Here is a 25447-nt window from a genome sequence, read left to right as displayed (position 1 = left end):
ACAGCCGGCGAAGACTACTGTTTCTGTTTATCGGATTGAATTATTGTAGAATCCGATGTAATCGGCCGACCACGATTTATCTGATTTCGCTCGTGGAGGTTGCTGTCTCGCCACGGCCAAACAGACGGCCGGCAATCAACAACAAGACGAGCAGGGGCAGCAGAAACCAGCGTCCGAGACTTGCATAGGGGGTCGCCGGCAGTGGCTGTGGAAGAGCCGCGTCTAGCGTGCCTTTCGCGTTGAGACCGAGTTTGGCCAGGGTCCGCCCGTAGGGATCGACGACAGCCGAGATGCCGGTATTTGCCGCGCGCACGAGCGGCAGCCCTTCTTCGACCGCGCGAAGCCGTGCCGCGGCGAAGTGCTGATAGGGGCCGCTGGAGGTACCGAACCATGCGTCATTGGTCAGGTTCAGCAGCCAGTTCGGCCGCTGGTCGGCCACAATCCGGCCGGAGAAGATCACCTCGTAGCAGACCAAGGGGCCGACCGCCGGCAGTCCGGGAAGCTGCAGCGTGCGAAGGCCTGGACCCGGCGTGAAGTCACGCCGTCCCTCGGTGATCTTGGCCATGTCGAGCAGCCCGCGAAAAGGTACGTACTCGCCGAAGGGCACCAGATGGAACTTGTCGTAGCGCGCTGCGAGATCCCCGTTCTGCCGCAACGCCAGGACGGAGTTGTAGACTAGGCTGTCGGGATCGCCCCGGTCCTCGGCGCCTCCGTCGCGCGCTGGGGCGCCGAACAGGAAGACGGTTCCCGGACGGGCCAACTGGCCGAGTTCCTCGAGAAGATCGCTGTCGCGGTCCAGCAGGAAGGGAACGGCCGTCTCCGGCCAGATCACATGCGTGATGTCTTCCCAGCCCGGTGCCATCGACAGGCTGGCCTGATCGCGCAGGTGCTGCAGGCGCAGCTCGCGCTGCCACTTCGTCTCCTGTGCGATGTTCGGCTGCACGATACGCAGGCGGATATCAGCGACTGCCGCTTCGCCCAGCGGCGACGCCAGCCCTAGGCGAAGCGCCCCGCCGGCGGCGGCCAGCAGCAGCAGGCCATAGGCGGTGAAGGTTACCGCGCCTCGCCGCCACCCCGGTTTCCCGGTCCCGCCTCCGCCGTCCACCAGCGTTGCGGGCGCCATTGCGGCGAGCAAGGTCAAGGCCGAGAGCAACCAGACACCGCCAAGCGCTGCCGGCTGCAACATGATGTCGGAGAAGCTCCAGACGGTGCCGATCAGGTTCCAGGGAAAACCGGTCAGAACCCAACTCCGCAGCCATTCGGCGACGAGCCAGGCGGCGGCAAGCCAGAAAATCCTGTTTGAGCCCTGCCAACCCAGCGACCAGGCGACCAGGGTGGCGCCGCCGGTGAAGAGCGCGAGACCGACGGAAAGGCCGCCGACGGCAATCGGTAGGAACCACCAGAAGGCCGCGAAGTCGACCGTCATGGCGATACCGACCCAGTAGAGGCCGGCCAGGAAGTAGCCGGCGCCGAAAGCCCAGCCGAGGCCAAAGGCGGCCGACCGCGTGGCGGCGCCGTCGAGGAGCCAGATCAGACCGACGAAGGCCGGGATCAACAGCGGTAGCAGATGAAGCGGCGGCAGGGCGCCTGCTGCCAGGATCCCAAGCAGCGCGGCGAAAGCCAGTCTCCGCCTGCCCGTCAACCGAGACAGGCGGGTTGCCCAATCGGTCAGCATAGGCTCAGGTTTTTGCAGCAGGGGCGTCGGCGGAACCGTCGCCAGACGTCGCCTCGTCCCGTCGCGAGACAACCTCGGCTTTCGGAGGAGCGCTTTCGCCCAGCGCGGCCGACGTCGGCCTGCTCAGTCTCTTCTTCTGCCCGTTTGCCTGTGCGCCGGTTCCGTGTGCACCCATCTTTTGCGCACCGGTCTCTTGCGCGGCGGCCCCGCCGCCGTTGTCGGGCAGGTTTCGAAGACGAAGGCGTTTCACCCGGCGCGGATCGGCCTGCACGACCTCGAAGACCATCTTCGAATGGGGATGTTCGATCAGTTCGCCGCGCGCCGGCACCCGGCCCGCCAGTGAGACCACGAGCCCTCCGAGCGTGTCGATGTCTTCCTCGCGCTCTTCCTCCGACAATAAGACACAGATCTCTTCCTCGAAATCCTCGATCGGCATCCTCGCATCCGCCAAGAGCGATCCGTCGGCGCGGCGCGCCAGTTTCGGGCCTTCCAGGACGTCGTGTTCGTCTTCGATCTCGCCGACGATCTGCTCGACCAGATCTTCGATGGTGATCAGTCCGTCGATTCCACCGTACTCGTCGACCACGACCGCCATGTGCGCGCGCAGCAGTCGCATCTCTAGCAGCAGGTCGAGCACCAGCATCGAGGGCGCGACGACCTGTAGCGGCCGAACGATGTTGGGGAGTCGGAAGCGCCGATCGCCCTTGGCGTAGCCCAGCACATCCTTGATGTGAACGAAGCCGATCGGGTCGTCCAGATTCTCTCGATAGACCGGCAGGCGCGAGTGTCCGGCCTGTTTGAAGGTTTCGATGAGGCTGTCCAGATCCGTGTCGGCCTCCACCGAGACGATGTCCGCTCGCGGGACCATGACGTCGTAGGCCGTCAGATGGCGCAGTTTCAGGATGTTGGCGAGCATCATACGCTCGTTACTGCCGATCGATGGCGTACCTTCCTCTTCGCCTTCGTCGATCTCGCCGATGATTTCTTCGATGGTGTCGCGCAGCTGATCGCCGTTGCGACCCTTGAACAGTCGCCTCAACCAGCCGCGGCCGTTGCCTGCCTGGGACGTGTCGCTCATCCGGCCGCTTCCCCGAATTCTTGAAGCCGATAGGGGTCGGCGATTCCCAGATCGCCCAGGATCTGCCGTTCAAGCGTTTCCATGGCCTCGGCTTCGGGCGTCGTCTGGTGATCCCAACCGAGCAGATGCAGAACCGCATGCACCGTCAGATGACTTAGATGATCGGTCAGGCTCTTGCCCTGCTCGACCGCTTCGCGCGCGACGGTCTCGTAGGCCAGGATGATATCGCCGAGCATAACGATGCCGGACGGATCGGTGCTGCCGTCGGGAAAGGACAGCACGTTGGTCGGTCGGTCCTTTCCGCAATAGGTCGCGTTCAAGTCCCGGACTCTGGCGTCGTCGCTCAGGGCAATGGCAACGCGGCTTGGACCGTCCTTGCCAGCGCTGGCCCTTGCGGCGCGTGCCGCCGTCTTCACACAGGTCGCAAGCTCCAGCGGGACAGAGCCCCAGGCCGGGCTGTCGTGCAGGACGTCGACCTCAAGGGATCGCGGACTTGGATCGGGTTCGTCGTCTTCAGTCATGGCGATTGCGCCGGCCCGGTTTTCTCTCACGTCAATCCAGTGTTTCCGGGGGACTCGGCGGCTTCGGGGTCCTCGTTACTTGCCTTCGAAGAGATCGGCCTCGGGCGGTCCGTCTTCAAGCGCTTGGTCGTAGGCCCGAACGATACGCGTTACCAGGGGGTGGCGCACCACATCGGAATCAGTGAACTGCGTAAAGCCGATGCCCGGCACGTTCTTCAGGATCGCGACCGCCTCCTGCAGGCCGGATCGCTCGTTGCGCGGCAGGTCCACCTGGCTCAGGTCGCCCGTTACGGCCATACGCGAATTCTCGCCCAACCGGGTCAGGAACATCTTCATCTGCGTGGCCGTGGTGTTCTGCGCTTCGTCGAGAATGACGAAAGAGTTCGACAGGGTCCGGCCGCGCATGAAGGCCAGCGGCGCGATCTCGATCTCGCCGCCCACGATGCGTTTGGTAACGGCGTCGCCCGGCATCATGTCGTGCAGTGCGTCGTACAGCGGGCGGAGGTAGGGGTTGACCTTCTCCTCCATGGTGCCCGGTAGGAAGCCCAGGCGTTCGCCTGCTTCGACGGCCGGGCGGGAAAGAATGATGCGGTCGATCTGGCCCTGCTTGAGCAGGGCGACGGCCATGGCGACCGCCAGATAGGTCTTGCCGGTGCCGGCCGGACCCAGTCCGAAAGCAAGGTCCTTGGACATCAAGGCACGCAGGTAGGCTGCCTGGCGGCCCGAGCGCGGCGTGATGTGCTTCTTGTAGGTGGCGACTGTCAGGTCCCCGGCGTGCAGGGCTTCCGGTCCGTCGGCTCTGGCGTTTTCGGCCGGGGTTTCGCCGTCCGAAGGCCGTTCCAGCGCCATACGGGCCGCCGCGTCGATCTCCGCCGCTCCCACGCTCAAACCCTTCCGCAATCGCTGCTCCAGCGCCTGGAGCGCCTGAGTGGCCGCCGCTTGGGCCTCGGGAGATCCCACCACAGTGACTTCGTTCCCAAAGGAATGGAGTTGGACGCCGATCAGTTCCTCCAGGCGCACGAGATTCCGGTCGTGCTGACCGAACAGCAGCGGCAGAAGCGTGTTGTCCTCGAAGTGAAGCTTGGTCGGAGAAGCGTCGTTCAAACGCAAGCGGGTCCTTCAGGCGGCACCGGTCTGTTCAAAGACCGTTGAGGCAACGGTCGAGTCCGGCCGGTAGTCTAGCGTGACTACGCGTCCAGCCAAAGAGTTGCCGTGTGCGGCCTCGATGTCCACCTCGATAATGTGACCGATCAGGCGCTCGGGAGCCTCGACCACGACGGACTGCATCCAGGGGCTTCGCCCGATCAGTTGTCCCGGCCGCTTTCCGGGCTTCTCCAAAAGCACGTCCAGTCGTGCGCCGATCTTCCCTTGGTTGAAGGCGAGTTGTTGCGCGCCGATCAGTTGTTGCAGGGCTGTCAGTCGCTCCGTCTTCACGCTTTCAGGGACTTGCGCCTCGATGTCGGAGGCCGGCGTGCCGGGCCTGGGGGAATACTTGAAGCTGTAGGCTTGAGCGTAGCCGACGTCGGTCACCAGACGCAGGGTGTCCGCGAAGTCCAGGTCCCTTTCGCCGGGGAAGCCCACGATGAAGTCGCTGGACAGCGACAGATCGGGCCGCGCATTGCGCAGGTCTCCGACGAGGCGCCGATAGTCGTCGGCGCTGTGTTTGCGGTTCATTGCCGAAAGGATGCGGTCGGAGCCCGACTGCACCGGCAAATGCAGATAGGGCATGAGCTTGGGTTCGTCCCGATGGGTCGCGATCAGCTCCGCGTCCATGTCGCGCGGATGGCTGGTGGTGTAGCGCAGGCGCTCCAGCCCGTCGATTTCGGCCAGACGGCGCAACAGGCGGCCCAACCCCCAGGTCTTGCTGGCAGGGATGGGAGAGGCGACGCTGGGTCCCTCGCCGTGATAGGCGTTGACGTTCTGGCCGAGCAGCGTGATTTCCAGCGCCCCGCCCGCGACAAGCCGCTCCGCCTCCGAAATGATATCGGTAACGGGCCGTGAGAACTCCGCGCCCCGGGTGTAGGGCACGACACAGAAGCTGCAGAACTTGTCGCAGCCTTCCTGTACCGACAGGAAAGCCGCCGCGCCTTGGCCGGCGCTTTCTTCCGGCAGATGGTCGAATTTGGAGTCCAGCGGAAAATCCGTATCGACCAGTCCGCGTCCGTCGCCGGCCAGCAGCCGCGTCACCATCTCCGGCAGGCGGTGATAGGTCTGCGGCCCAAAGACGAGATCGACGGCGGGGGCCCGTCGCAGCATCTCCTCGCCCTCAGCCTGAGCTACGCAGCCGGCGATGCCGAGAAGTACCTGCCGACCCTCAGCGGCGGCGGTGGTCTTGAGCGGACGCAGCCGCCCGATTTCCGAGTAGACTTTCTCGCTCGCCTTCTCCCGGATGTGGCAGGTATTGAGGATGACGAAGTCCGCTTCCTCCACTGCCTCGGTTCGAGCATAGCCGAGCGGTGCCAGGGCGTCCGCCATACGAACGGAATCGTAGACGTTCATCTGGCAACCGTAGGTCTTGATGTAGAGCTTCTTTGGCACGGCGTTCGGATGTTCAAAGGCGATGTCGGGATCGCGATGGCGCGAAAGGTAGCACCGCCGATTGGCGGCATAAAGGGAGGGTGACCGAAGTCCGACAATCCGCTGCGGAAATCCTTTCAGTCGAGGTTGCTCAAGGGTTCCGGTCGAACAGGGGCGACGTGCAAACGCTCGAGACCTGAGTGCAGTCCGCCGTCGGCTTGTTGCTGCAGCCTGTCGAGATCGCGCTCGCGGACGTCGGCGATCGTACCGACGACCCTCTCCTCCGAAGTGCCGAGCGCCAGCAGCACTTTTTCGGCCAGACGCAGGGCCGATTCGAATGTCTCGCGAACGGAGTAGTCCACCTCCGCCTGACGCAGCCTGATCGAGTGCCGGCGGTCGTAGGAACGCACGTAGAGCTTGGCTTGTGCGAACTCGGCCTTGACCAGGGCAACGATCTGGTCGGCGGTTTCCGGGTCGTCAACGCAAACCGCGATCAGGTCGGCATCGGCCGCGCCTGCGGCGCGCAGGACGTCGCGTCGCCGGCCGTCGCCGTAATGCACCCGAAAGCCGAAGCGCTGTGCATCCAGAACGCGGTCGGCATCGTTGTCGAGGATCGTGACCTCGACACCTTCGGCGAACAGCGGTTGCGAAACGATCTGACCGAAGCGGCCGAAGCCGATCACCAGAGTGTTCCCTTTCGCATCCTCGAAGGTTTCTTCGAGATCCCGAGCCGCCGCTTCCGGCAGAAAGAGAGGTTCCAGGCGGGCGACCAAAGGAGAGATCGCCATGGAAAGCGTGACGACTGCGATCAGGATGGACGAGAGCTCATCGGCCAGCAGCCCGGCGCTCGCGGCTGCGGCAAAGAGCACGAAGCCGAATTCGCCGTGTTGCGGCAGGGCCAGGGCAATCTGAATCGACGCCTTGCGGTCGATCTTGAACAAGCCCGCCAGAACATAGAGCGCCAGCCCCTTCAGCAGCATGGCAGTCGGAACGGCCATCAGGATCGAGACCCAGTTGGCTGCAACGGCTTCGAGATTCAGCGACAGACCGACGGCCATGAAAAACAGCCCGAGAAACAGACCGCGAAAGGGCTCGATGTTGGCTTCGACTTCGTGTCGGTAGGCCGACTCGGCCAGCATGACACCGGCGAGGAAGGCGCCCATGGCGTAGGACATGCCGGCGAAGTCCATCAGCAGACTTGCCGCGATCACGACACCCAGCGCGCTGGCGGTCATGATCTCCTGCATCTTGCTGCGGGCCAGCAGATGAAACAGCGGGTCGAGCAGGTACTTTCCGGCAAGGATCAGGAGAGCGATCGCGGCCAGGGCAACCGCCAGACGCAGGAGGCTCTGCGAGAGGTCCATGCTCTCACCGGTCGGTGCCAGAAAGGCCACCAGCAAAAGCAGAGGTACGATGGCCAGATCCTGAAACAGCAGGATCGAGAAGGACTTGCGGCCGTAGAGGCTGGAACGCTGGCGCCGCTCGTCCAGCGTCTGCATGACGAGAGCGGTGGAGGAGAGCGCCAAGCCCAGGCCGATGACCGCCGATGCTGCCAGCGGTAATCCGAGCAGTAGGGCGGGGATCGCCAGAACGCCTCCGCAGAGCAGCATCTGTGCCAGCCCGAGCCCGAAGATGTCGCTGCGCATGGTCCAGAGGGCTGTCGGTTTCAGCTCCAGACCGATGACGAAGAGGAAGAGGACAACTCCGAACTCCGCGAAGTGCAACAGCTCTTCCGGGTGTTCCGTGAAGCTGCCCGGCAGAGCGAGCTGCACTGCGAGACCCGCCGCGAGATATCCCAGTATGGTCCCCAGTCCGAGCCGCCGGAAGATCGGTGCGAAGAGGCAAGCTGCGGTAATCAGGGCCAGGGCGTTCCAAAACAGCAGTTCGATCGGACTAGGGTCGAAGGCGGGCATGTCCGTCGCTCCGAGTGGTTGGTTCGGTCGGGCTTCGCTTTTTGCGGTGCACTCTAGCCGGCGGCGCATGCGAAAACATGCGCTGTTTGGAGCTGACCGTTCCACGGATGGCCGACGACCCAGCTACGACTCTGTCTCGCTACACCGATTGTCATTGGAAACTTCCGACGGCCTCTGCCAGCCTGAGCAGAAATCAACCCCAGGGTTCCGCCCCAGGGTTCCGCATCGTAGATCCCTTGACCTGAGGTGCGGAGGTCGTGCGTGAGGAGGTGGCAGAGTGTCTGAGTTGCAGCCGAAGTCCGTTACGCCAACGGTGGCCTGGCCGGAGATACCCTTCGATGCCTGGCGCGAGACCTGCCAGGCCTTGCATCTCTTCACGCAGGTCGTCGGGAAGTATCGGCTCGCCCGCACGCCCTGGGTCAACCACTCGTGGCACGCGACGCTCTACGTTACGCCGCGCGGTCTGACCACCGGGCTGGTGCAGGACGGCGAGCTCGCCGTCGAGGTCAAGTTCGACTTCGTTGCCCAGCAGCTCGTCGTTGAGGCGACCGGAGGCCGGCAGGCCGACTTCGCATTGGAGCCGATGTGCGTCGCCGATTTTCACGGCCGCTTTCTGACGACCCTCAAGTCGGTCGGCGCAACGCCGACCTTTCACGGACGCCCGAACGAGTTGCCCGATCCTGTAGCTTTTCGGGAGGACAGGCAGGATCGGCCCTGGGACGGCGAGGCCGTGCAGCGATTTCATCGCGCGCTGGTCTCGATAGACCGAGTTTTTCAGGAATTCCGCACGAGCTTCCTCGGCAAGGTCAGCCCCGTCCACCTTTTCTGGGGCAGTTTCGATTTGGCCGTCACACGCTTCTCCGGCCGGCCGGCGCCATTGCACCCTGGCGGTATCCCGGCCTTGCCCGACGAGGTGACGCAGGAGGCCTATAGCCACGAAGTCTCCTCGGCCGGTTTCTGGCCCGGAGGCGGCCCTGTCGATGCGCCGGCCTTCTACTCCTATGCCTATCCGACCCCGGATGGCTTCGGTGCGGGGCGGGTGCAGCCGGCGGAGGCCTACTTCGACACGGCCGCCGGCGAGTTCATTCTGCCTTACGATGCCGTGCGTCAGGCCGCCGATCCCCACGCGGCTCTGCTGTCCTTCCTGCAGAGTAGCTACGAGGTCGCTGCGGATCTGGGCGCCTGGGAACGGACGACCCTGGATTGCCCGAACGGCAAGCCCCTGGTACCGAGGCCCCTGACGCTGCGCTGACCCTCCAGTCTCGGGACCCTGCCAATTCCGCTAGATCCGCAGATGCCGCTAGATCCACAGATTCTGCCGCTCTACTTCGCGACGATCCTTGTCCTGATCCTCGTACCGGGGCCGACCTCGCTGTTGGTTGTCAGCCGCAGTCTGTTCCAGGGGCGCTGGATCGGCTGCGTCACCTCCTTGGGTACGTTGAGCGGCAACCTGGTTCATACCGCGCTGGCGGCTGCCGGTATCTCGGCCGTCGTTGCGGCTTCGCCGGCTCTGTTCGATGCGCTCAGACTCGCCGGGGCGGCTTACCTCGCCTGGCTCGGAGCCAGAGCCCTCTATTCGGCTTGGCTGGCGTGGCGCAGCAACAGTGGTCAGCAGTTCAGGCCGCTGCCGCCAAGCTCATCGCATCGTGCCTTCGTCCACGCGCTCTTGACCAATCTTCTGAACCCGAAGGTGATCCTGTTCTACCTGGCGTTCGTGCCGCAGTTCGTCTCTGCCTCGGCGGGGCCGGTGGCGCTCCAGACCCTCCTGCTCGGCGCCATGCTGGCATCCGTGGCGACGGTCTATCACCTGGGGCTGGTCTGGATTGCGGCCGGGACGGCGCAGCGCCTTCTGCGGATGCGCCTGTTCAACGTCCTGCTGAACGGCATCACCGGGCTTCTGTTCATCGGCTTCGCGATCCGGATCTTCCTGACCGAACGCAAGTTCGCCTGACGTCTCGCGGGGCTGTGCGGTCAGGCGGTGAAATCCCGCACGTCCGCCAGACGGCCGCTGATGGCGGCGGCGGCGGCCATGCCCGGGCTCATCAAGTGGGTCCGCCCGCCGGGGCCTTGCCGGCCCTCGAAGTTGCGGTTGGAGGTGGAGGCGCAGCGCTCCCCCGGCGCCAGTTTGTCGGCATTCATGGCCAGACACATGGAACAGCCCGGCTCGCGCCAGTCGAAGCCGGCTTCCACTAGGATGCGGTCGAGGCCTTCGGACTCGGCCTGCTCTTTCACCAGACCGGAGCCCGGCACCACCATGGCGTAGACGCCTTCGGCCACCTTGCGGCCCTTGGCAATCTCGGCGACGGCGCGCAGATCCTCGATGCGGCCGTTGGTGCAGGAGCCGATGAAAACCTTGTCGACGGTCACGTCCTGCAGCCTCTGGCCGGCCGCTAGACCCATGTACTCCAGCTTGCGCTCCAGCGCCGAGCGCTGATCCGCTGCAGTGGCGCCATCGGGTGCCGGCACGGCGCCGGAGATCGGCAGCACGTCCTCCGGGCTGGTCCCCCAGGTCACCTGCGGTTCGATGTCGGTGACCGACAGGGAGACTTCCGTGTCGTAGGCCGCTTCGGGATCGGAGGGCAGCGCGCGCCAATAGGCCAGGGCCTGTTCCCAGGCGCCGGCCTTGGGCGCGCGCGGGCGGCCCATCAGATAGTCGAAGGTGGTTTGATCCGGCGCGATCAGTCCAGCCCGCGCGCCAGCCTCGATCGACATGTTGCAAACCGTCATCCGGCCCTCCATCGAGAGCGCGCGGATCGCCGGTCCCGCATACTCAATCACATGACCGGTGCCGCCCGCGGTCCCGATCTTGCCGATCAGCGCAAGAATCAGATCCTTGGCCGTCAGGCCGGTCGGCAGGTCGCCGTCGACCGTGATCCGCATGTTCTTGGCCGGGCGCTGCAGCAAGGTCTGGGTCGCCAGCACGTGTTCCACTTCGCTGGTGCCGATGCCGAAGGCCAGCGCGCCGAAGGCGCCGTGGGTCGAGGTGTGGCTGTCGCCGCAGACGATGGTCATGCCTGGCTGGGTCAGGCCCTGCTCAGGCCCGATGATGTGGACGATGCCCTGACGCAGATCGGACATGTCGAAGTACTCGATGCCGAAGGCGGCGGCATTGCGCTCCAGCGTGTCGACCTGGATCCGGCTCTGCTCGTCGTCGATGCCCAGCGAGCGGTCTGAGGTGGGAACGTTGTGATCCGCGACCGCCAGCGTGGCCTCGGGCCGTCGCACCGGCCGGCCTGCCAGGCGCAACCCTTCGAACGCTTGCGGACTCGTGACCTCGTGCACCAGATGCCGGTCGATGTAGATCACGCAGGTGCCGTCGTCCTGGCGATCCACCACGTGGGCGTCCCAGATCTTGTCGAAGAGTGTGCGGGGGTGGCTCGGATGGCGGCCGGTTGTCTCGCTGGGCATCGGGTCTTCCTGTCTCTAACCGTTCTATCGTTTTTTGCTTTTGCGCTGCGGGCGGCGAAGATAGCGTCCCGTCGGGTCAAGTCCAATCTCACTCTGCCGGCGTCAGCCATGCAGATCCTCATGAACAAGCAGTAACTAGGGTCGCCAGCCTTCCGCCGATAGCCTATTTCCCGGGGACGACAAAACAGGGAGGCCTATGAGAGTGGCAGAGGTAACCGCAAAGACGTCCGGCGCCGGGGAGCGGAGCGATCCGGGTTCAGCCGCTCGGCCGCCGCTCGATCCCGCCAGCATCGACGTCTGGCTGTTCGACCTGGACAATACGCTTTATCCGGCCTCCTGCCGTCTGTTCGACCAGATCGACCGAGCCATGGGGCGCTATGTCGCCGACCTGCTGAGTTTGGAGCCGGCCGAGGCGCGGGCGCTACAGAAACAGTATTTCCGGGAGCACGGCACGACCCTGCGCGGACTGATGGCCCATCACGACATCGACCCGCACGACTATCTCTCGGTCGTTCACGACATCGACCACACACCGGTTCAGCCGAACCCGCGACTGAACACCGCGCTGGGACGCCTGCCGGGACGCAAACTTGTTTTCACGAACGGCTCCGTGCCCCATGCGGAGGCCGTCCTCCAGCGCCTCGGCATACCCCACCATTTCGAGGCGATCTTCGACATCGTGGCGTCCGACTTCGTACCGAAGCCCGATCCGGCGCCCTATCACGAATTGCTGAAGCGCCACGATATCGATCCGACCCGCGCCTTCTTCGCCGAGGATTCGGCGCGCAACCTTGTCCCCGCCCACGCGCTCGGCATGACCACTCTCTATGTCCAACACGGCGCCGACTGGAACGTCGACCCGCACGTCGGGGCCAACTATATCCACCACCGCTGCGAAGACGTCACCGACTGGGTCGAAGCCGTGGCAGGCGCGCGGGGTCTGTAGAGCGCCCCCATCGCGGACAAGGGCGCCGCCAAAGCTCTACCCCCTTGATTCCCCGTCGTCTCCGACGCACTCTCCGGCGCCCTTCCGGGGCGGGACGGACAGAGCAGAGGGACGGCGAGAGAATGGAGACGGCAGACCTGCAGGCGGCGATCGAGGAAGCCTGGGAACAGCGCGCCGAGATCGGCCTGGAGACCAAGGGCATCGTGCGCGATGCGGTGGAGCTGGCGCTGGCCGGTCTGGACGAAGGCCGCTACCGGGTTGCGGAGCGGGCCGCCGGCGGAAACGGCGACTGGGTCGTGAACCAGTGGCTGAAGAAAGCGGTGCTGCTGTCGTTTCGTTTGAACGACATGGCGGTGATTAGCGGTGGTCCCTGGGACCCCGAGCACGGCCAGGCCACCTGGTTCGACAAGGTGCCCTCCAAGTTTTCCGACTGGAGCGAGGACCGCTTCCGCAAGGCCGGCTTCCGTGCCGTTCCCAACTGTACCGTGCGGCGCAGCGCCTATATCGCACCGGGTGTGGTCCTGATGCCCTCCTTCGTCAATCTTGGCGCCTACGTGGATAGCGGCACCATGGTCGATACCTGGGCCACGGTCGGATCCTGCGCACAGATCGGGAAGAACGTGCATTTGTCTGGTGGCGCAGGGATCGGCGGCGTCTTGGAGCCGCTTCAGGCCAACCCCGTGGTCATCGAGGACAACTGTTTCATCGGCGCCCGCTCGGAAGTCGTCGAGGGTGTGATCGTCCGCGAGGGCGCCGTGCTCTCCATGGGCGTGTTCATCGGCGCCTCGACCAAGATCGTCGACCGGGAAACCGGCGAAGTCTTCCGTGGCGAGGTGCCTGCCTACTCCGTGGTCGTCCCCGGAAGCCTACCGGGCAAGCCGCTGCCCGACGGGACGCCAGGGCCTAGCCTCTACTGCGCCGTCATCATCAAACGGGTCGACGAAAAGACACGCGCCAAGGTCTCGATCAACGACCTGCTGCGCGACTGACATCGCCAGGTTTACTGGTTTGGAGCGCCTTAAGGGCGCACTGGTCGCGGCGAGACGGCGCGCCTATCTCGCGGTGTGAAGACAAGCGCCCCAACAGCAAGATATAACCGGCTCCCATGACCGACAGCCTCCTCTTGGACGAACCGAATACCCTCGACCCCTTGGATTTGGCACAGCGGTTGATCCGCTGCCCAAGTGTGACGCCGGCCGAGGGCGGTGCGCTCGACCTGCTGCAAGCCGAACTCGAGGCCCTGGGATTCGTCTGCCATCGCCTGGTCTTCTCGGAGGCCGGCACCCCCGACGTCGACAACCTCTATGCCCGGCTTGGCAGCGAACAGCCGAATTTCTGCTTCGCCGGGCACACCGACGTGGTGCCTGTGGGCAATACCGCCGACTGGTCCGTCGATCCCTTCGCTGCCGAGGTTCGCGGCGCGGATCTGGTCGGACGCGGGGCCTCCGACATGAAGGGCGCGATCGCCTGCATGGTCGCCGCCATCTCGGACTATCTCGCCGAAAACGGTCGCCCGGCCGGTTCGATTTCCCTTCTGATTACCGGCGACGAGGAAGGTCCGTCGATCAACGGAACGCGGAAGATGCTAGGTTGGCTGGCCGAGCGTGGCGAACGGCTGGATGCCTGCCTGGTGGGCGAGCCGACCAATCCCGAGGCGCTGGGCGACATGGTCAAGATCGGCCGCCGCGGCAGCCTGACCGCCCAGCTTACGGTCGAAGGCGTGCAAGGCCACACGGCCTATCCGCACCTGGCGGACAATCCGGTCCATCATCTGGTGCAGCTGTTGCAGGCCGTCACGGCGGAGCCGTTGGATAGCGGCAGCGACCACTTTCAGCCTTCGACCCTGCAGATCTCCACCGTCGACGTCGGCAACCCGGCGACCAACGTGATCCCGGCCAAGGCGACCGCGGCGTTCAACATCCGCTTCAACGACCTGCATAGCGGCGCTTCTCTGGAAGCTTGGTTGCGCGAGACCTTCGACGGCGTGATGGCCGAGGCTGCGAAGACAGAGGGGTCGCGGGCGACTTACGATTTGCGAATCAGGGTGTCCGGCGAGTCCTTTTTGACGCCGCCGGGTCCGCTTTCGGACCTGCTGCAGGTGGCGGTCGAGGCGGCAACCGGGCAGCGGCCTCAGCTCTCGACCACCGGCGGCACCTCCGACGCCCGCTTCATCAAGGATGTTTGTCCGGTGGCCGAATTCGGACTGGTCGGCAAGACCATGCATCAGGTCGACGAGCGTGTGGCGGTCAGCGATCTCGTCGCTCTGACGAAAGTCTACCGACGGGTGCTGAGGGACTTCTTCGCGGCGGATGCTGCCAGCGTCTCTGGCCAAGGTGCATCTGCTGGAGGCGGGGCCGCGTGACTCTGCCAAGTCAGGCCGAGACGCTCCAGTCCCTCTACGCGGTTTGGCGGTTGCTGCGCGGCGACCGGGGCGCCCTGGCATTGCTCGACGAGAGTCCCAACGGCTTCGTGAAGTCGTTCTTCGCGGCGGCGCTGGTCCTGCCTTTTTGGCTATTGCACGAATGGATGCTGCTGAGCGACGAGCGGGTGTCGCGTGGGTTGCCTTTCCTGTTCGTCATAGAGGGCCTGACCTACACGATCTCCTGGTTGGCCTTTCCCGTTGTGATGACCTTCGTTGCCGAAATGCTGGGGCGCAGCGAGAGCTACTTGCGGCACATCGTGGTCTGGAACTGGGCCGTAGTGATCCAGGCAGCCTTCGCGGTGCCGGTTGCTGCCCTGGCCAGCGCCGCCGAGGTTCCGGCCCTGGGCGGCATCCTTCTGTTGGTTCAGGTCGCGATCTTCGCCTACCAATGGTTCATCACCCGGGTCGCCCTGCAGGTCGACTCCTTCCCCGCCGTCGGGATCGTGCTGATGGCCTGGGTGCTGGATCTGCTGGTGGCCGGTATCGGTCATTCGATGATCGTCACTTAGCCGGGCTGGCGGCTGTGGCCTGCAGTCCGGCATCCATGCACCTTCGTAGACGACCCGCTTAGTAGACGACCCGCGTCAGATAGAGCCCCTCTGCCGGCGCCGTCGGTCCGGCTGCGCGACGGTCCCTTGCTTCCAAGGCGCGAGTGACGTCGTCCGCGCTCCAACGGCCTTGACCGACGAATTTGAGCGTTCCGACCATGTTGCGCACCTGATGGTGCAGGAAGGAGCGGGCGGCGGCGTGGATCTCGATTTCCAGTCCACCGGCGCCCCTGTCCCGAGTCTCGATGCGCAGCTCGTCCAAGGTCTTTTCCGGACTGGCAGCCTGGCATTGGCTGGCTCGGAAGGAGGTGAAGTCGTGGCGTCCGAGCAGTCGGTCGGCTCCGGCCTGCAAGGCGGCCGGATCGAGCTGCTGCGGAACCCACCAGACCTGCCCGCGCTCCACTGCCGGCGGCGCCGGACGACACAGGATGCGGTAGAGGTAGCGTCGTCCTTGCGCCGAGAAGCGGGCATGGAAGTCGTCGTCGACAGGCTCCGCTGACAGCACCGCGATGGGCGCCGGCCTCAGATGTGCGTTGAGGGCCTTGGCGACCGTCGAGACCTCGACCCTCTTCTCGATATCGACATGAGCGACCTGCCCGGTGGCATGCACGCCGGTGTCGGTTCGACCTGCGCCCTGAACTGTCGTGTGCTCGCCGCAGAAGCCGAAGACAGCTTCTTCCAGCGCCGCCTGAACGCTGGGGCCGTTGTCCTGACGCTGCCAACCGACGAAGGGACTGCCATCGTACTCCAGGATCAGCTTGTAGCGGGTCACCGGCCAGGTCCTTCTGCCGGTGCCGGGAGCCGGCTGCCGGTCGGCAACGGGAAGCCCCGCAGGAACGATGCCGTCTCGGCGGCGCCTTTCCCGGAGCGCTGCAGCTTGAGCGGACGCAATGCGCCAGTCCCGCAGGCGACGGTCAAGGAGTCGTCGAGCACTGCGCCCGGACAGCTCGGGCTCACCGCTTCTGGATGTTCGGCGACCTCGGCGGCCAGCACCTTGATGCGCGTTCCCTCGGCTGTCTCGAAGAAGGCGCCGGGCCAGGGCGTGAAGGCCCGTACCTGCCGTTCCAGCTCGACCGCGGGTTTGCGCCAGTCGAGCCGGGCTTCCGCCTTTTCAAGCTTGGCGGCGTAGGTGATGCCTTCGCCGCTCTGGAGAGAGGGCGTCAGACGGCCGGCGGCTCGACCTTCCAGGGCTTCGACAACCAGATCGGCCCCGAGCGCGGCCAGGCGATCGTGAAGACCCTGCGCCGTTTCCTTTGGGTCGATGGCGAGGGCGCGCCGCAGCAGAACCGGGCCGGTGTCGAGACCTTCGTCCATCTGCATGATGCAGATCCCGGTTTCGCGGTCGCCGGCCAGGATCGCGCGCTGAATCGGGGCGGCTCCCCGCCAGCGCGGCAGAAGCGAGGCGTGGATGTTGAGGCAACCCAGGCGCGGACTCTCCAGGATGGCAGCCGGAAGAATCAGCCCGTAGGCCGCCACGACCGCCGCGTCCGCTTGTAGCTCGGCGAAGGCGGCTTGTGCGGCCGGGTCTCGCAGACTGCCGGGCGTTCGTACCGGCCAGCCTTGGGCCTCAGCCGTCGCCTGGACAGGACTCGCTTGGAGTCTATAGCCACGTCCCGAGGGGCGCGGCGGCTGCGAATAGACGCAGACGATCTCGTGTCCCGCCTGCGCGAGCGCCAGCAAGGCGGGCACCGCGAAGTCCGGCGTGCCCATAAAGACGAGGCGCAGCGGTCGCTCAGTTTCCTTGGTCTCTTTCATGTCAGGGGTGTAGCATGCTCACGTTGCGTCCGGCAGATCGAAGCGCGCGCCCAAGGCTGCCGCGGCGGCGTCTCCTTAAGACTCTCTACCGACGCGCGACGGTAACGGCTTTCGGGCTCTTCCCTCTCTGCGCAAAGGCGCCCTGGATTTCACAGAGTTACGCCAATCCCGAAACGCCGGTCGTTGCCGGCTGGCAAGGTGCGACAGGTCCGAGCGCGCGCTCGGCAGGCAGGGTCAAGGTGATGGTCGTCCCTTCGCCGGGTGTGCTTTCGATTGCCAGGCTGCCGCCGTGCAACTCCGCAAGGTTTCGGGCGATCGTGAGGCCGAGCCCGGTCCCCTGATAGCGCCGGGCATGGGCGCTTTCGAGCTGCGTGAAGGGTTGCGTCACCTTGTCGATTTTGTCGGCTTCGATGCCGATCCCGCGATCGATGACGCTCAACCGTGGCCGGCCGGCCGAGTCGAAGGCGGCACGGATCGTCACCTTGCTCGTGGTGTCGCTGAATTTGAGGGCGTTGGAGAGAAGATTGAGCAGAATCTGTACTAGAGCCCGGCGGTCCGCCCAGAGCGCGGGAAGCCGTTCGGCGCCTTCAACCTCGATGCGGACTCGGTTGAACTCGCCCTGTTCCGAGACCAGCCGCAAGGTATCGGAGATCAGGCTCTCGAAGCCGATCCGCTCTTCCTGCAGTTCGTGCTGACCCGCCTCGACCTTGGAGAGATCCAGGATGTCGCTGATCAGGCTCAGAAGATGGCGGCCGCTGGCTTGAATGTCGCGCACGTAGGTCAGGTAGCGACCCTGCAAGGGACCGAAGGCCTCGTGGCTCATGACCTCCGAGAAGCCGATAATGGCGTTTAGGGGCGTGCGGAGTTCGTGGCTCATGTTTGCGAGAAACTCGGACTTGGCTCGGCTGGCCAGTTCGGCCTCTTCCTTGGCTGCACGTAGGGCACGTTCGGCTGCCGTTCGCTCCGTGACGTCCTCATACGTCGCCACCGCACTGCCGTCCTGCATGCTGCGGTGGTGGATCTCTATAACGCGTCCGTTCTTGCGAACCTCCCGGCGCACCATGTCACGGTCGATACTGTAAAGCTGCAGGCGGCGCTTCAGAAAGGCTGCCGATTCCTCGGGCGTCATCTCCTCGATTGCGGCGTAGATCATCGCCAAGTTGGTCAGCGAAACGCCGGGCTTGGCCTGTTCTTCGGTGAAACCCCAGAGAACGCGATAGCGCGAATTGCAGGCCACCAGGCCATGATTGGCGTCGAAAAGCGCAACCCCCACCGGCATCGTGGCCATGGCGAGCGACAGACGCTGTTGAGCCTTGCTGGCAGTCAGCTCCGTGACGCGCTGGCGTATGACGAAAACCGCAAGACCAAGCGCCAAGGCAGCAAGCGCGACGGCCACGGCAAGGAAGCCCGACTCGAAGCGGTCGAGGGCCGTTTCCTGATTCCTGAGCAGCTCGAGCGCGGCGGCGTTGGACTGCTCGAAGAGCGCGTTGACCTGCGACAGAGCGTTGTCGGCACGCAGCAAGGCGAGGTCGACCACCAGATCGCTTTCCGCCTCGATCCCCTGGACGCCGTCCGTCAACCAGAGGTCCAAATCGACCAGCGCCGGATGCAGGACGGCGTGCAACGCCGAAGCGCCGACGAGATTGTCCAGATTGTAGGTGTGGCGGACTTGGTCGACGATGATCCTGGCGCGAAGCAACTGATAGCGGGCTTCGTTCAGATCCCGGGTTTCCGCCGGCTGTTGACGAGCGTTTTCGAGTGAGCGAACCAAGACCGAGAGATCGTGAACCAGAATGGCAACGTCACGCTGTTGGCTGACCACCTCCACAGGCAGGTCCCTTTGAACGCGCGTCACGCCGTCCTGCACATAGGTGATCAGACCGCCGGTGCTGCCAAGAATCAGTGCAACTGTCAGATAGGCCGTCAGCGGTAGGCGCGCGAGGAGATGTCTCATGGAGACAGCAAGCCGGCCGTGCGGTAGAAGTCCTCCGCCCCCAGGTGAAGCGGTAGGGTCAGCCCTTCGAGCGCCGTCTCACGGCGGATCGTTCGGCCTCGCGGATGACCCGCTGCCAGTACCCTGCGCGTCTCCTCGCTCCAGAGAACGGAGGTCACGCGATGGATCAGCTCATGGTCCAGGTCCGCCCGGGTCAGGAGCAGCGCACCCACTTCGAGGCTTGGAGTCGTCTGGGTTCCGGGATAGAGCCCTGCCGGAATGCGGACAGGTGCGAAGAAGGGGACTCGCGCGGCGATGTCCGCTTGCCGCCGGACGTCGACCGGCACCAGCGTGATGGATATTTCGGATGCGAGCGCCGTAATTGAGCGGACAGGAGCACCTACGACGCTGAAGAAGGCCTCCAGTTCCCCGTCGCGCATGCGCTGCATCGCTAGCTCAGGCTTCACATAGACCGGTTCGAAGTCGCTTTCCCTCAACCCGTGGGCCTGCAGCACGAGCCGCGCCGCGATCAAGGTGCCCGACCCCTCCTCGTCGAGCGAGATGCGACGGCCGCGCAGGTCTTCGAAGCTTCGAATGCCGGCATCCGCTCGCGCTACGACGTGCAGCGTTTCCGGATAGAGGCGGCCGATCGCCCGGAGCTGGCGCATCGGCGAGCGATTGGCGAAGACGCCCTCCCCGCGATACCCCCAGTAGGCGATGTCGGCCTGAACCAAGCCGGCCTCGAGCCGTCGCGCCACCAGTTCCTTCATGTTGGAGACCGACCCGTTGGAGGTCTGCGCCACCGCCAGCATCCGCCGATCCGGGCAGGCCTCGACACAAGCTGGCCCAAAGTGATCGGTCAGTTGGCCGGCGATCATGCTGCCGATCGGATAGTAGGTCCCGGACGTTCCTCCGGTACCGACACGAAAGAAGTCGGTCGTTTCCGTCGTCGCCCCGCCTGCGGAGGAGGCCGCGAGAACGATCCCGGCCGCGGCGGTTGCGCCCCACCTGATGGCAGCTCTGCGGGACAGGACGCGTTCGAGGGGTCCTATCGTTTCGTCAACCCGGTTCACCGCTCCCGCTCCTCACGTGCGACGGGGGTTGTCATCTACCGATAGGCGAAAATCGGTGTGCACCTGTGCTGCCCGATATTGATCGGCATCTTGATTGCGATCTCGAATTCCGACGCAACACAAACTAAATCCTTCGGACTCTTAAGATCTCGTAAATCAACGCCAATTCGGTGCAAATGCCTTTCGTATACCTTTAATCGTTTGCTTAAAAACGGCGATGGAAGATGACTGCCAGGTTGTTCGCCGGTAGTTCCCGCACCTCCGTGAGGCCGAAACCCGCGGTCTCGGCAACCTCGACGACCTGTTCCAGGTCGCGAATGCCCCAGGCGGGATTGCGCGCTTTCAAGGACGCGTCGAAATCCGCGTTGCTGGGCGCCGTGTGATCGCCCCCGCGGCGAAAGGGGCCGTAGAGAACCAGTGGCGCTCCGGCGGGTAGGAGGCCGGCGGCGCCTTTCACAAGGGCTTCGCAGCAAGACCAGGGTGCGATGTGAATCATGTTCACGCAGAGCAGGGCGTCCGCGCCGGAGATCGGCCAAGGCGAGCGCATAACGTCCAGGTCCAGCGGCGGCCGCAGATTGTCGAGATCGCGACCTTCCGTGGCGCGATGCGCGAGGATACTTGCGCGCAGATCCGGATCCGGTTCACTTGGCTGCCAGACAAGCTGCGGCAAGGCGCGTGCGAAGAACAAGGCGTGTTCCCCGGTTCCACTGGCGACCTCCAGAAGAGTTGCGCCGTTCGGAAGCCTTGCGACCAGGGGACGCAGGATCTCCAGAATCGGTTCCCTGTTCCGCGCGGTCGCCGGCGCATGGCGTCGTGCAGAGGTTGCCTCGTCTTCCGGCAACAATGCGAAAGTGTTGGCCGTTCGGCGCGAGGCATCTTGGTTCACGGTTGGCGACTCCCTAGAAAGAGGCTTTGGAAAGCCGCAGTTTGCCAAGGGTTGCCCCTTGGCGGAAGGCAGTGATAGGCAGCTAGGCATGTTGATGGATCGCATCCGGACGTTTTTCGTCGACCGCGGTGGGGCGCCGGCGGAGGGTACACGGCACAGTCAAGACGAGCTGCAATTGGCTGCGGCCGCCTTGCTTGTCGAGGCGGCCTGCATGGACGACAGCTTCGATGCAGACGAGAGGGCGACGATTCAGCAACTGCTTTCGGATCGCTTCGAAATGGAGCCTTCGGATGCGCGCCGTTTGGTCGAACTGGCCGAGGAAAAGGTGGCCGAAAGTGTCGAGCTGTTCTCGTCCGTTCGAACGGTGAAAGACCGGTTCGATCACGAAGAACGGATCGAGTTGTTGGGGATGCTGTGGGAAGTGGTCTACGCCGACGGCGTGCTTCACGATTATGAGGCCAATCTGCTGCGCCGTCTGGCGGCGCTGATCCACGTGACCGACCAGGAAAGCGGTCAGGCGCGCAAACGTGCACTGGCCAAACTGGGCTTGGAGGGGTAATCCCCTCCGTCGCCGCGCGGCTGCGCGACGCGAAGGAATCGCCAGGGGTCGAGAATTTGTGCGGGGCGCGCGGCCTTCCGCCATGAGGAGAAGACAAGCACGATGACCTACGTCGTCACCGAAGCCTGCATAAAGTGCAAGTACACCGACTGCGTCGAGGTCTGCCCCGTCGATTGCTTCTATGAGGGTGACATTATGCTGGTGATTCACCCTGACGAATGCATCGACTGCGGCGTCTGCGAGCCGGAGTGTCCGCCTGAGGCCATCCTGCCCGACACCGACTCTCAGGCCGACCGCTGGCTCTCGCTGAATAAGGACTTTTCGGAAAGCTGGCCAAACATTACGCGTAAGAAAGATGCGCCGGCGGATGCTGAGGCGCATCGAGACGAAGAAAACAAGTACGACAAGTACTTTTCAGACAGCCCAGGACAGGGCGACTGATTGATCGCTTTAGTGACGGAGTCCGCAAGAGCTCAAAAACCTAGAGTTGCTGGCGGTGATTTTTCCCTCGCCGTAACTTGACGGGGCTGCCTTGAGAGCTTCCCGACTTGTTCCATGTTGCGCTGCGGCGGTTGTTTCGAAGGGTCGTCTGTAGTATAGTAGTTTTGTGACATGGCCCGTTCTGAAAGTTCGAAAAAGTCGGAGCTGCGTCGCAACGTCTTGGGGAAACCGAGGCCGGTCTTCGGCAGTTAACGCGACGAAAGCCCCGCCCTTAAGCGTGGTGCCGCCGCGAAGAACTGTACGGCAGGAAGCTGGAAGCCGGCATCGTCGCTATCGGTGGGCCTGAAGCGCAGATTGCCTCGGCGATTTGCTACAGGTTCGTTCGCGCAACTGCGCGGTCCGTTAGTGAAAGGGCTGTCGAATTCGTATAGCGACCGCGGAAAGGCGTCCTGCGGCGCCAAATGATGTCGGCAAACGAAGTGGCGCATGGTGTCTGGGGATCGGCGAGCTGCGTAGTTGGCGGCCGCTTCTCCGAGTACGACGAGCAAGTCGGCCGAAAGGCCGATCGTCGGCGCCGGTTCGGGCAGGGCTTGGTAAAGCCGCAAGGCTTGCTTGAGCTGGTGTCGAAGCCCACCGGACGATCATGGTCGAGGTACGCCAGAACGATGGAGCTCAAGTCCTATCATGGTCAAGAAGATCGAGTTCACCGCCGGCGATTACGTGGTCTATCCGACGCACGGCGTGGGCAAGGTTTTGGGGATAGAAACTCACGAGATTTCGGGAGAAACGATCGACCTGATCGTGATTAAGTTCGAGAAAGACCGCATGACCCTGCGGGTGCCCGTCGGAAAGGCACAGCAGTCGGGTCTGCGCCGCCTGTCGTCCCGCAAGATGATGGATTCCGCGCTCGCCGCTTTGAAGGGGCGCAGCCGCGCGAAGAAAACCATGTGGAGCCGGCGGGCTCAGGAATACGAAGCCAAGATCAACTCCGGCGATCCGGTTTCGATTGCCGAGGTCGTGCGCGATTTGCATCGCGCCGACGATCAACCCGACCAGTCGTTTTCCGAGCGGCAGATGTACCAGGCTGCGCTCGACCGCCTCGCGCGGGAGCTGGCGGCCCTGGAAGCGATCGATGAGCAGGCTGCAGCCGATAAGCTGGAAAAGCTTCTGAAAGCGGCCTAGCCCTCCAGTCTACCGTCGCGGCCGCCGATGTGCGGCGGCCGCGGTTCCTTATCTCCATATCTTGGCCTCCACGCCGCGCGAGACTCAGTGACGCATCGCCGGCCAGCGGATCATCTGCGCCATGAGCGATCAGGAAAAGTTTGCTGTCCTGAGCGCCGCCCGGCGTATCTGGGCGGTCGGGTCGATCCACGGTGAACGGCAGCGCCTGGAGGCGCTTCACGACGCTCTCTGGCCCAGGCTGGAGACGGGCGATCGTCTGGTTTACCTCGGGAACATCTTGGGTCGCGGGCCCGATGTGGAAGGGACGCTCAACGAGCTGTTGGCCTTCCGCTGCGGCGTCATGGCCCGGGAACCGGCAGAGGCGCCGCATGTGATCTTCCTGCGCGGAGGCCAGGAGGAGATGTGGCAGAAGTTGCTGCAGTTGCAGTTCGCCACAGATCCTCGCGGTGTTCTCGACTGGATGCTCGCGCAAGGCGTCGGCGCGACGCTGAAAGCTTATGGGAGTTCGGCCGAGGAAGCCCTGCAGCGTGTGCGCGGCGGCGCGGTCGGTTTGACCCGCTGGACGCAAGACTTGCGCAGATCCATGCAGAACCGCGATGGGCATGTGGCCTTCATGACGGCGCTCCGCCGAGCCTGCGTTGCCGGCGACGAGCGGGATCAGGACCATTTGCTGCTGGTGAACGCCGGCCTGGATCCGACGCGTCCTCTGGAGGCCCAGCGCGATTCCTTCTGGTGGTCCTCGGGCGGTTTCGGACGTTTGAGTGCGCCCTACGGTCACTTCGCACGGGTCGTGCGGGGCTTCGCGCCGGGGCGCGAGGCAGATGCGCCGGGCATCGTCGAAACCGACCATACCGTTACGATCGATGCCGGGTGCGGCTTCGGCGGCCCTCTGGCGGCAGCCTGTTTCGACCTCGACGGCCGACTGGTCGACCGTATTGAAGCCTGAGTCGCTTTAACGCTCCAGGTCCGAACCGGCGCTGTTAGATTCGGGGCGGCGTTAGATGTGGATCGGCCGGCCGTCCACGGCCAAGGCGGCTTCCTTCACCGCTTCGTTGAGCGTCGGATGACCGTGGAAAGAGCGGGCAAGATCTTCCGCCGACCCGCCGAACTCCATCGCCACCACCACTTCGTGAATCAGGGTGCCGGCCTCGGGACCGATGATATGGGCGGCGAGGATGCGGTCGCTCCGCTTGTCGGCGATGATTTTCACGAAACCGTCGGTAGAGCCGGCCGCGCGCGCCCGGCCATTGGCCGTAAAGGGAAATTTGCCAACCCTGTAGTCGACGCTGTTGGCTTTGAGTTCCTCTTCCGTCGGTCCCACGCTCGCGACTTCAGGCCACGTGTAGACGATGCCCGGTACCGTTTCGTAGTTCACATGTCCGGGCAGACCGGCGAGGCTCTCCGCCACCGCGACGCCCTCTTCCTCGGCCTTGTGGGCCAGCATGGGCCCCACGATTGCATCGCCGATGGCGTAAACACCCTCCGCCGAGGTCTTGAAGTGCTTGTCGGTCACGATGCGCCCGCGGTCGTCGGTTTCGACGCCGGCGGCCGCTAGCCCCAGTCCCTCGGTAAAGGGTTTGCGGCCGATCGCCACCAATACGGCATCGGCCTTGATCTCTTCCGGGTCGCCACCCTTCGCCGGCTCCACCGTCAGCGTGACGCCCTGCTTGCCGGTCTTCGCTCCGATGACTTTCGTGCCGAGCTTGAAGGTCATGCCCTGCTTGCCGAGGATCCGCTGGAACTGCTTGCCGATCTCGCCGTCCATGGTCGGGACGATACGGTCGAGGAACTCCACGACCGTCACCTTCGCGCCGAGCCGCAGCCAGACCGAGCCCATCTCCAGGCCGATGTAGCCGCCGCCGACCACAACCAAGTGCTTGGGGACCTTGGGCAGGTCGAGCGCGCCGGTCGAGCTGACGATCTGCTTTTCGTCGACCGTCAGGCCCGGCAGGTCGACGTGGGTCGAGCCGCTGGCGATCACGATGTGTTTGGCGCTGTAGGTCTTGGCGCTTTTCGCACCTTTCACCTCGACGCGCCCACCGCCCTGCAGGCTGCCGTGGCCCTTGAGCCAATCGACCTTGTTCTTCTTGAAGAGGAATTCGACGCCTTTGACGTTGGCTTCGACCACCTTGTCCTTGTGACCGAGCATGGCCGGCAGATTCAACTTCACGCGGCCGACCTCGACGCCGAAGTCCGACAGGGCGTGGTTTGCCTCCTCGAACTTCTCGCTTGCCTGCAGAAGCGCCTTCGACGGAATACAGCCGACGTTCAGACAGGTTCCGCCCAGCGTTTCGCGCGCTTCAACACAGGCGGTCTTCAGTCCCAGCTGCGCGGCCCGAATGGCGCAGACGTAACCGCCCGGCCCCGCACCGATGACGATAACGTCGTAGTCGAAGGAGCCGGACTCGTCGCTCATGGAATGTCCTCTGTGACTGGCAGTATCTGTGACTGGCGGTGTCGGTAACTGCCGGTATGGGGATATAGCGCGCCACACCGTTTGAGACGCGCCGCACCATGCCGCAAAGCCGGTGCAGCGGCAAGGCGGCGAGTCCGCCCACCTCCGTCGGCAGAAGGCCGGTCAGCGTCGGCT

23 protein-coding genes are annotated in these 25447 nt (G+C 64.4%); 10 read left to right on the top strand and 13 right to left on the bottom strand.

The window, feature by feature from the left end; genetic code table 11:
• Positions 1 to 76 precede the first annotated feature (76 nt).
• The 6 genes from lnt to ACO054_RS17315 all read right to left on the bottom strand — a co-directional run bounded on the left by lnt (position 77) and on the right by ACO054_RS17315 (position 7704).
• Positions 77 to 1675, bottom strand: a complete 1599-nt coding sequence (lnt, locus tag ACO054_RS17340; protein WP_421707839.1) for an apolipoprotein N-acyltransferase — start codon at positions 1673 to 1675, stop codon at positions 77 to 79.
• A gap of 4 nt (positions 1676 to 1679) precedes the next feature.
• Positions 1680 to 2753 carry a hemolysin family protein gene (locus tag ACO054_RS17335; RefSeq protein WP_421707838.1) on the bottom strand — a complete coding sequence of 358 codons (1074 nt, stop codon included), beginning with the start codon at positions 2751 to 2753 and terminating at the stop codon, positions 1680 to 1682.
• A complete protein-coding gene (gene ybeY / locus ACO054_RS17330) occupies positions 2750 to 3274 on the bottom strand; it encodes an rRNA maturation RNase YbeY (protein WP_421707837.1) in 525 nt (174 codons plus the stop codon). Before ybeY ends, ACO054_RS17335 begins: the two co-directional genes overlap by 4 nt.
• A gap of 75 nt (positions 3275 to 3349) precedes the next feature.
• The gene (locus tag ACO054_RS17325) at positions 3350 to 4378 is read right to left on the bottom strand and encodes a PhoH family protein (RefSeq protein ID WP_421710382.1); all 1029 of its coding nucleotides are present in this window, start codon (positions 4376 to 4378) and stop codon (positions 3350 to 3352) included.
• Between the two features lie 15 nt (positions 4379 to 4393).
• A complete protein-coding gene (miaB, locus tag ACO054_RS17320; RefSeq protein ID WP_421707836.1) occupies positions 4394 to 5812 on the bottom strand; it encodes a tRNA (N6-isopentenyl adenosine(37)-C2)-methylthiotransferase MiaB in 1419 nt (472 codons plus the stop codon).
• Positions 5813 to 5928: 116 nt separating this feature from the next.
• A complete protein-coding gene (locus tag ACO054_RS17315) occupies positions 5929 to 7704 on the bottom strand; it encodes a cation:proton antiporter (protein WP_421707835.1) in 1776 nt (591 codons plus the stop codon).
• A 277-nt stretch (positions 7705 to 7981) separates the two neighbouring features.
• Between ACO054_RS17315 and ACO054_RS17310 the strand changes: the two genes are divergently transcribed.
• Positions 7982 to 8956 (top strand): DUF5996 family protein, encoded by a 975-nt coding sequence (locus tag ACO054_RS17310; protein ID WP_421707834.1) that lies wholly within the window; start codon positions 7982 to 7984, stop codon positions 8954 to 8956.
• 42 nt (positions 8957 to 8998) lie between these two features.
• A complete protein-coding gene (locus ACO054_RS17305) occupies positions 8999 to 9655 on the top strand; it encodes a LysE family translocator (RefSeq protein ID WP_421707833.1) in 657 nt (218 codons plus the stop codon).
• Positions 9656 to 9675: 20 nt separating this feature from the next.
• Here the strand turns inward: ACO054_RS17305 and leuC are convergent, their stop codons facing one another.
• Positions 9676 to 11112 (bottom strand): 3-isopropylmalate dehydratase large subunit, encoded by a 1437-nt coding sequence (gene leuC / locus ACO054_RS17300; RefSeq protein WP_421707832.1) that lies wholly within the window; start codon positions 11110 to 11112, stop codon positions 9676 to 9678.
• Between the two features lie 196 nt (positions 11113 to 11308).
• Here leuC and ACO054_RS17295 point away from each other — a divergent pair, with 196 nt between their 5' ends.
• The 4 genes from ACO054_RS17295 to ACO054_RS17280 all read left to right on the top strand — a co-directional run bounded on the left by ACO054_RS17295 (position 11309) and on the right by ACO054_RS17280 (position 14989).
• The gene (locus ACO054_RS17295; protein ID WP_421707831.1) at positions 11309 to 12058 is read left to right on the top strand and encodes a pyrimidine 5'-nucleotidase; all 750 of its coding nucleotides are present in this window, start codon (positions 11309 to 11311) and stop codon (positions 12056 to 12058) included.
• A gap of 122 nt (positions 12059 to 12180) precedes the next feature.
• A complete protein-coding gene (dapD, locus tag ACO054_RS17290; RefSeq protein ID WP_421707830.1) occupies positions 12181 to 13047 on the top strand; it encodes a 2,3,4,5-tetrahydropyridine-2,6-dicarboxylate N-succinyltransferase in 867 nt (288 codons plus the stop codon).
• Between the two features lie 116 nt (positions 13048 to 13163).
• Entirely contained in the window at positions 13164 to 14420 is a 1257-nt protein-coding gene (gene dapE / locus ACO054_RS17285) for a succinyl-diaminopimelate desuccinylase (protein WP_421707829.1), read from the top strand.
• Positions 14417 to 14989 carry a hypothetical protein gene (locus ACO054_RS17280; RefSeq protein ID WP_421707828.1) on the top strand — a complete coding sequence of 191 codons (573 nt, stop codon included), beginning with the start codon at positions 14417 to 14419 and terminating at the stop codon, positions 14987 to 14989. The genes dapE and ACO054_RS17280 overlap by 4 nt, the downstream gene beginning before the upstream one ends.
• Before the next feature lie 58 nt (positions 14990 to 15047).
• Here ACO054_RS17280 and truA read toward each other — a convergent pair whose 3' ends face one another.
• The 5 genes from truA to ACO054_RS17255 form a co-directional block, all read right to left on the bottom strand.
• Positions 15048 to 15800, bottom strand: a complete 753-nt coding sequence (truA, locus tag ACO054_RS17275) for a tRNA pseudouridine(38-40) synthase TruA (RefSeq protein WP_421707827.1) — start codon at positions 15798 to 15800, stop codon at positions 15048 to 15050.
• Entirely contained in the window at positions 15797 to 16783 is a 987-nt protein-coding gene (gene fmt / locus ACO054_RS17270; protein WP_421707826.1) for a methionyl-tRNA formyltransferase, read from the bottom strand. Before fmt ends, truA begins: the two co-directional genes overlap by 4 nt.
• Before the next feature lie 157 nt (positions 16784 to 16940).
• Positions 16941 to 18737, bottom strand: coding sequence for an ATP-binding protein (locus ACO054_RS17265; protein WP_421707825.1), 1797 nt, complete (start codon positions 18735 to 18737; stop codon positions 16941 to 16943).
• A complete protein-coding gene (locus ACO054_RS17260; RefSeq protein ID WP_421707824.1) occupies positions 18734 to 19789 on the bottom strand; it encodes a TAXI family TRAP transporter solute-binding subunit in 1056 nt (351 codons plus the stop codon). The genes ACO054_RS17265 and ACO054_RS17260 overlap by 4 nt, the downstream gene beginning before the upstream one ends.
• Before the next feature lie 205 nt (positions 19790 to 19994).
• Positions 19995 to 20675, bottom strand: coding sequence for a DUF938 domain-containing protein (locus ACO054_RS17255; protein ID WP_421707823.1), 681 nt, complete (start codon positions 20673 to 20675; stop codon positions 19995 to 19997).
• A gap of 88 nt (positions 20676 to 20763) precedes the next feature.
• On the opposite strand from ACO054_RS17255, the gene ACO054_RS17250 reads away from it, so the two are divergent.
• From ACO054_RS17250 to ACO054_RS17235, 4 genes are all read left to right on the top strand, one after another.
• Positions 20764 to 21234 carry a TerB family tellurite resistance protein gene (locus ACO054_RS17250; protein WP_421707822.1) on the top strand — a complete coding sequence of 157 codons (471 nt, stop codon included), beginning with the start codon at positions 20764 to 20766 and terminating at the stop codon, positions 21232 to 21234.
• Between the two features lie 102 nt (positions 21235 to 21336).
• Positions 21337 to 21675, top strand: a complete 339-nt coding sequence (gene fdxA / locus ACO054_RS17245; RefSeq protein ID WP_421707821.1) for a ferredoxin FdxA — start codon at positions 21337 to 21339, stop codon at positions 21673 to 21675.
• Between the two features lie 684 nt (positions 21676 to 22359).
• Positions 22360 to 22857 (top strand): CarD family transcriptional regulator, encoded by a 498-nt coding sequence (locus tag ACO054_RS17240; RefSeq protein WP_421707820.1) that lies wholly within the window; start codon positions 22360 to 22362, stop codon positions 22855 to 22857.
• A gap of 121 nt (positions 22858 to 22978) precedes the next feature.
• Positions 22979 to 23803, top strand: coding sequence for a hypothetical protein (locus ACO054_RS17235; RefSeq protein ID WP_421707819.1), 825 nt, complete (start codon positions 22979 to 22981; stop codon positions 23801 to 23803).
• A gap of 51 nt (positions 23804 to 23854) precedes the next feature.
• On the opposite strand, the gene lpdA is transcribed toward ACO054_RS17235, so the two are convergent.
• Positions 23855 to 25273 (bottom strand): dihydrolipoyl dehydrogenase, encoded by a 1419-nt coding sequence (gene lpdA, locus ACO054_RS17230; protein ID WP_421707818.1) that lies wholly within the window; start codon positions 25271 to 25273, stop codon positions 23855 to 23857.
• Positions 25274 to 25447 lie beyond the last annotated feature (174 nt).

Source organism: Algihabitans sp., assembly GCF_965226985.1.
In the GTDB taxonomy this organism is placed as follows: Bacteria; Pseudomonadota; Alphaproteobacteria; order Kiloniellales; family DSM-21159; genus Algihabitans.
The sequence above is the reverse complement of the archived record's forward strand: the minus strand, read 5'-3'. Positions and strand labels throughout refer to the sequence as shown.

Excerpts from the sequence above, each read along its gene's own strand:
- lnt (WP_421707839.1), bottom strand. The coding sequence starts at position 1,675 with ATGCTGACCGATTGGGCAACCCGCCTGTCTCGGTTGACGGGCAGGCGG.
- ACO054_RS17295 (WP_421707831.1), top strand. The coding sequence starts at position 11,309 with ATGAGAGTGGCAGAGGTAACCGCAAAGACGTCCGGCGCCGGGGAGCGG.
- ACO054_RS17305 (WP_421707833.1), top strand. The coding sequence starts at position 8,999 with ATGCCGCTAGATCCACAGATTCTGCCGCTCTACTTCGCGACGATCCTT.
- ACO054_RS17265 (WP_421707825.1), bottom strand. The coding sequence starts at position 18,737 with ATGAGACATCTCCTCGCGCGCCTACCGCTGACGGCCTATCTGACAGTT.
- ACO054_RS17315 (WP_421707835.1), bottom strand. The coding sequence starts at position 7,704 with ATGCCCGCCTTCGACCCTAGTCCGATCGAACTGCTGTTTTGGAACGCC.
- lpdA (WP_421707818.1), bottom strand. The coding sequence starts at position 25,273 with ATGAGCGACGAGTCCGGCTCCTTCGACTACGACGTTATCGTCATCGGT.
- dapD (WP_421707830.1), top strand. The coding sequence starts at position 12,181 with ATGGAGACGGCAGACCTGCAGGCGGCGATCGAGGAAGCCTGGGAACAG.
- ybeY (WP_421707837.1), bottom strand. The coding sequence starts at position 3,274 with ATGACTGAAGACGACGAACCCGATCCAAGTCCGCGATCCCTTGAGGTC.
- ACO054_RS17335 (WP_421707838.1), bottom strand. The coding sequence starts at position 2,753 with ATGAGCGACACGTCCCAGGCAGGCAACGGCCGCGGCTGGTTGAGGCGA.
- fdxA (WP_421707821.1), top strand. The coding sequence starts at position 21,337 with ATGACCTACGTCGTCACCGAAGCCTGCATAAAGTGCAAGTACACCGAC.
- ACO054_RS17250 (WP_421707822.1), top strand. The coding sequence starts at position 20,764 with ATGTTGATGGATCGCATCCGGACGTTTTTCGTCGACCGCGGTGGGGCG.
- leuC (WP_421707832.1), bottom strand. The coding sequence starts at position 11,112 with ATGCCCAGCGAGACAACCGGCCGCCATCCGAGCCACCCCCGCACACTC.
- ACO054_RS17235 (WP_421707819.1), top strand. The coding sequence starts at position 22,979 with ATGAGCGATCAGGAAAAGTTTGCTGTCCTGAGCGCCGCCCGGCGTATC.
- ACO054_RS17240 (WP_421707820.1), top strand. The coding sequence starts at position 22,360 with ATGGTCAAGAAGATCGAGTTCACCGCCGGCGATTACGTGGTCTATCCG.
- fmt (WP_421707826.1), bottom strand. The coding sequence starts at position 16,783 with ATGAAAGAGACCAAGGAAACTGAGCGACCGCTGCGCCTCGTCTTTATG.
- dapE (WP_421707829.1), top strand. The coding sequence starts at position 13,164 with ATGACCGACAGCCTCCTCTTGGACGAACCGAATACCCTCGACCCCTTG.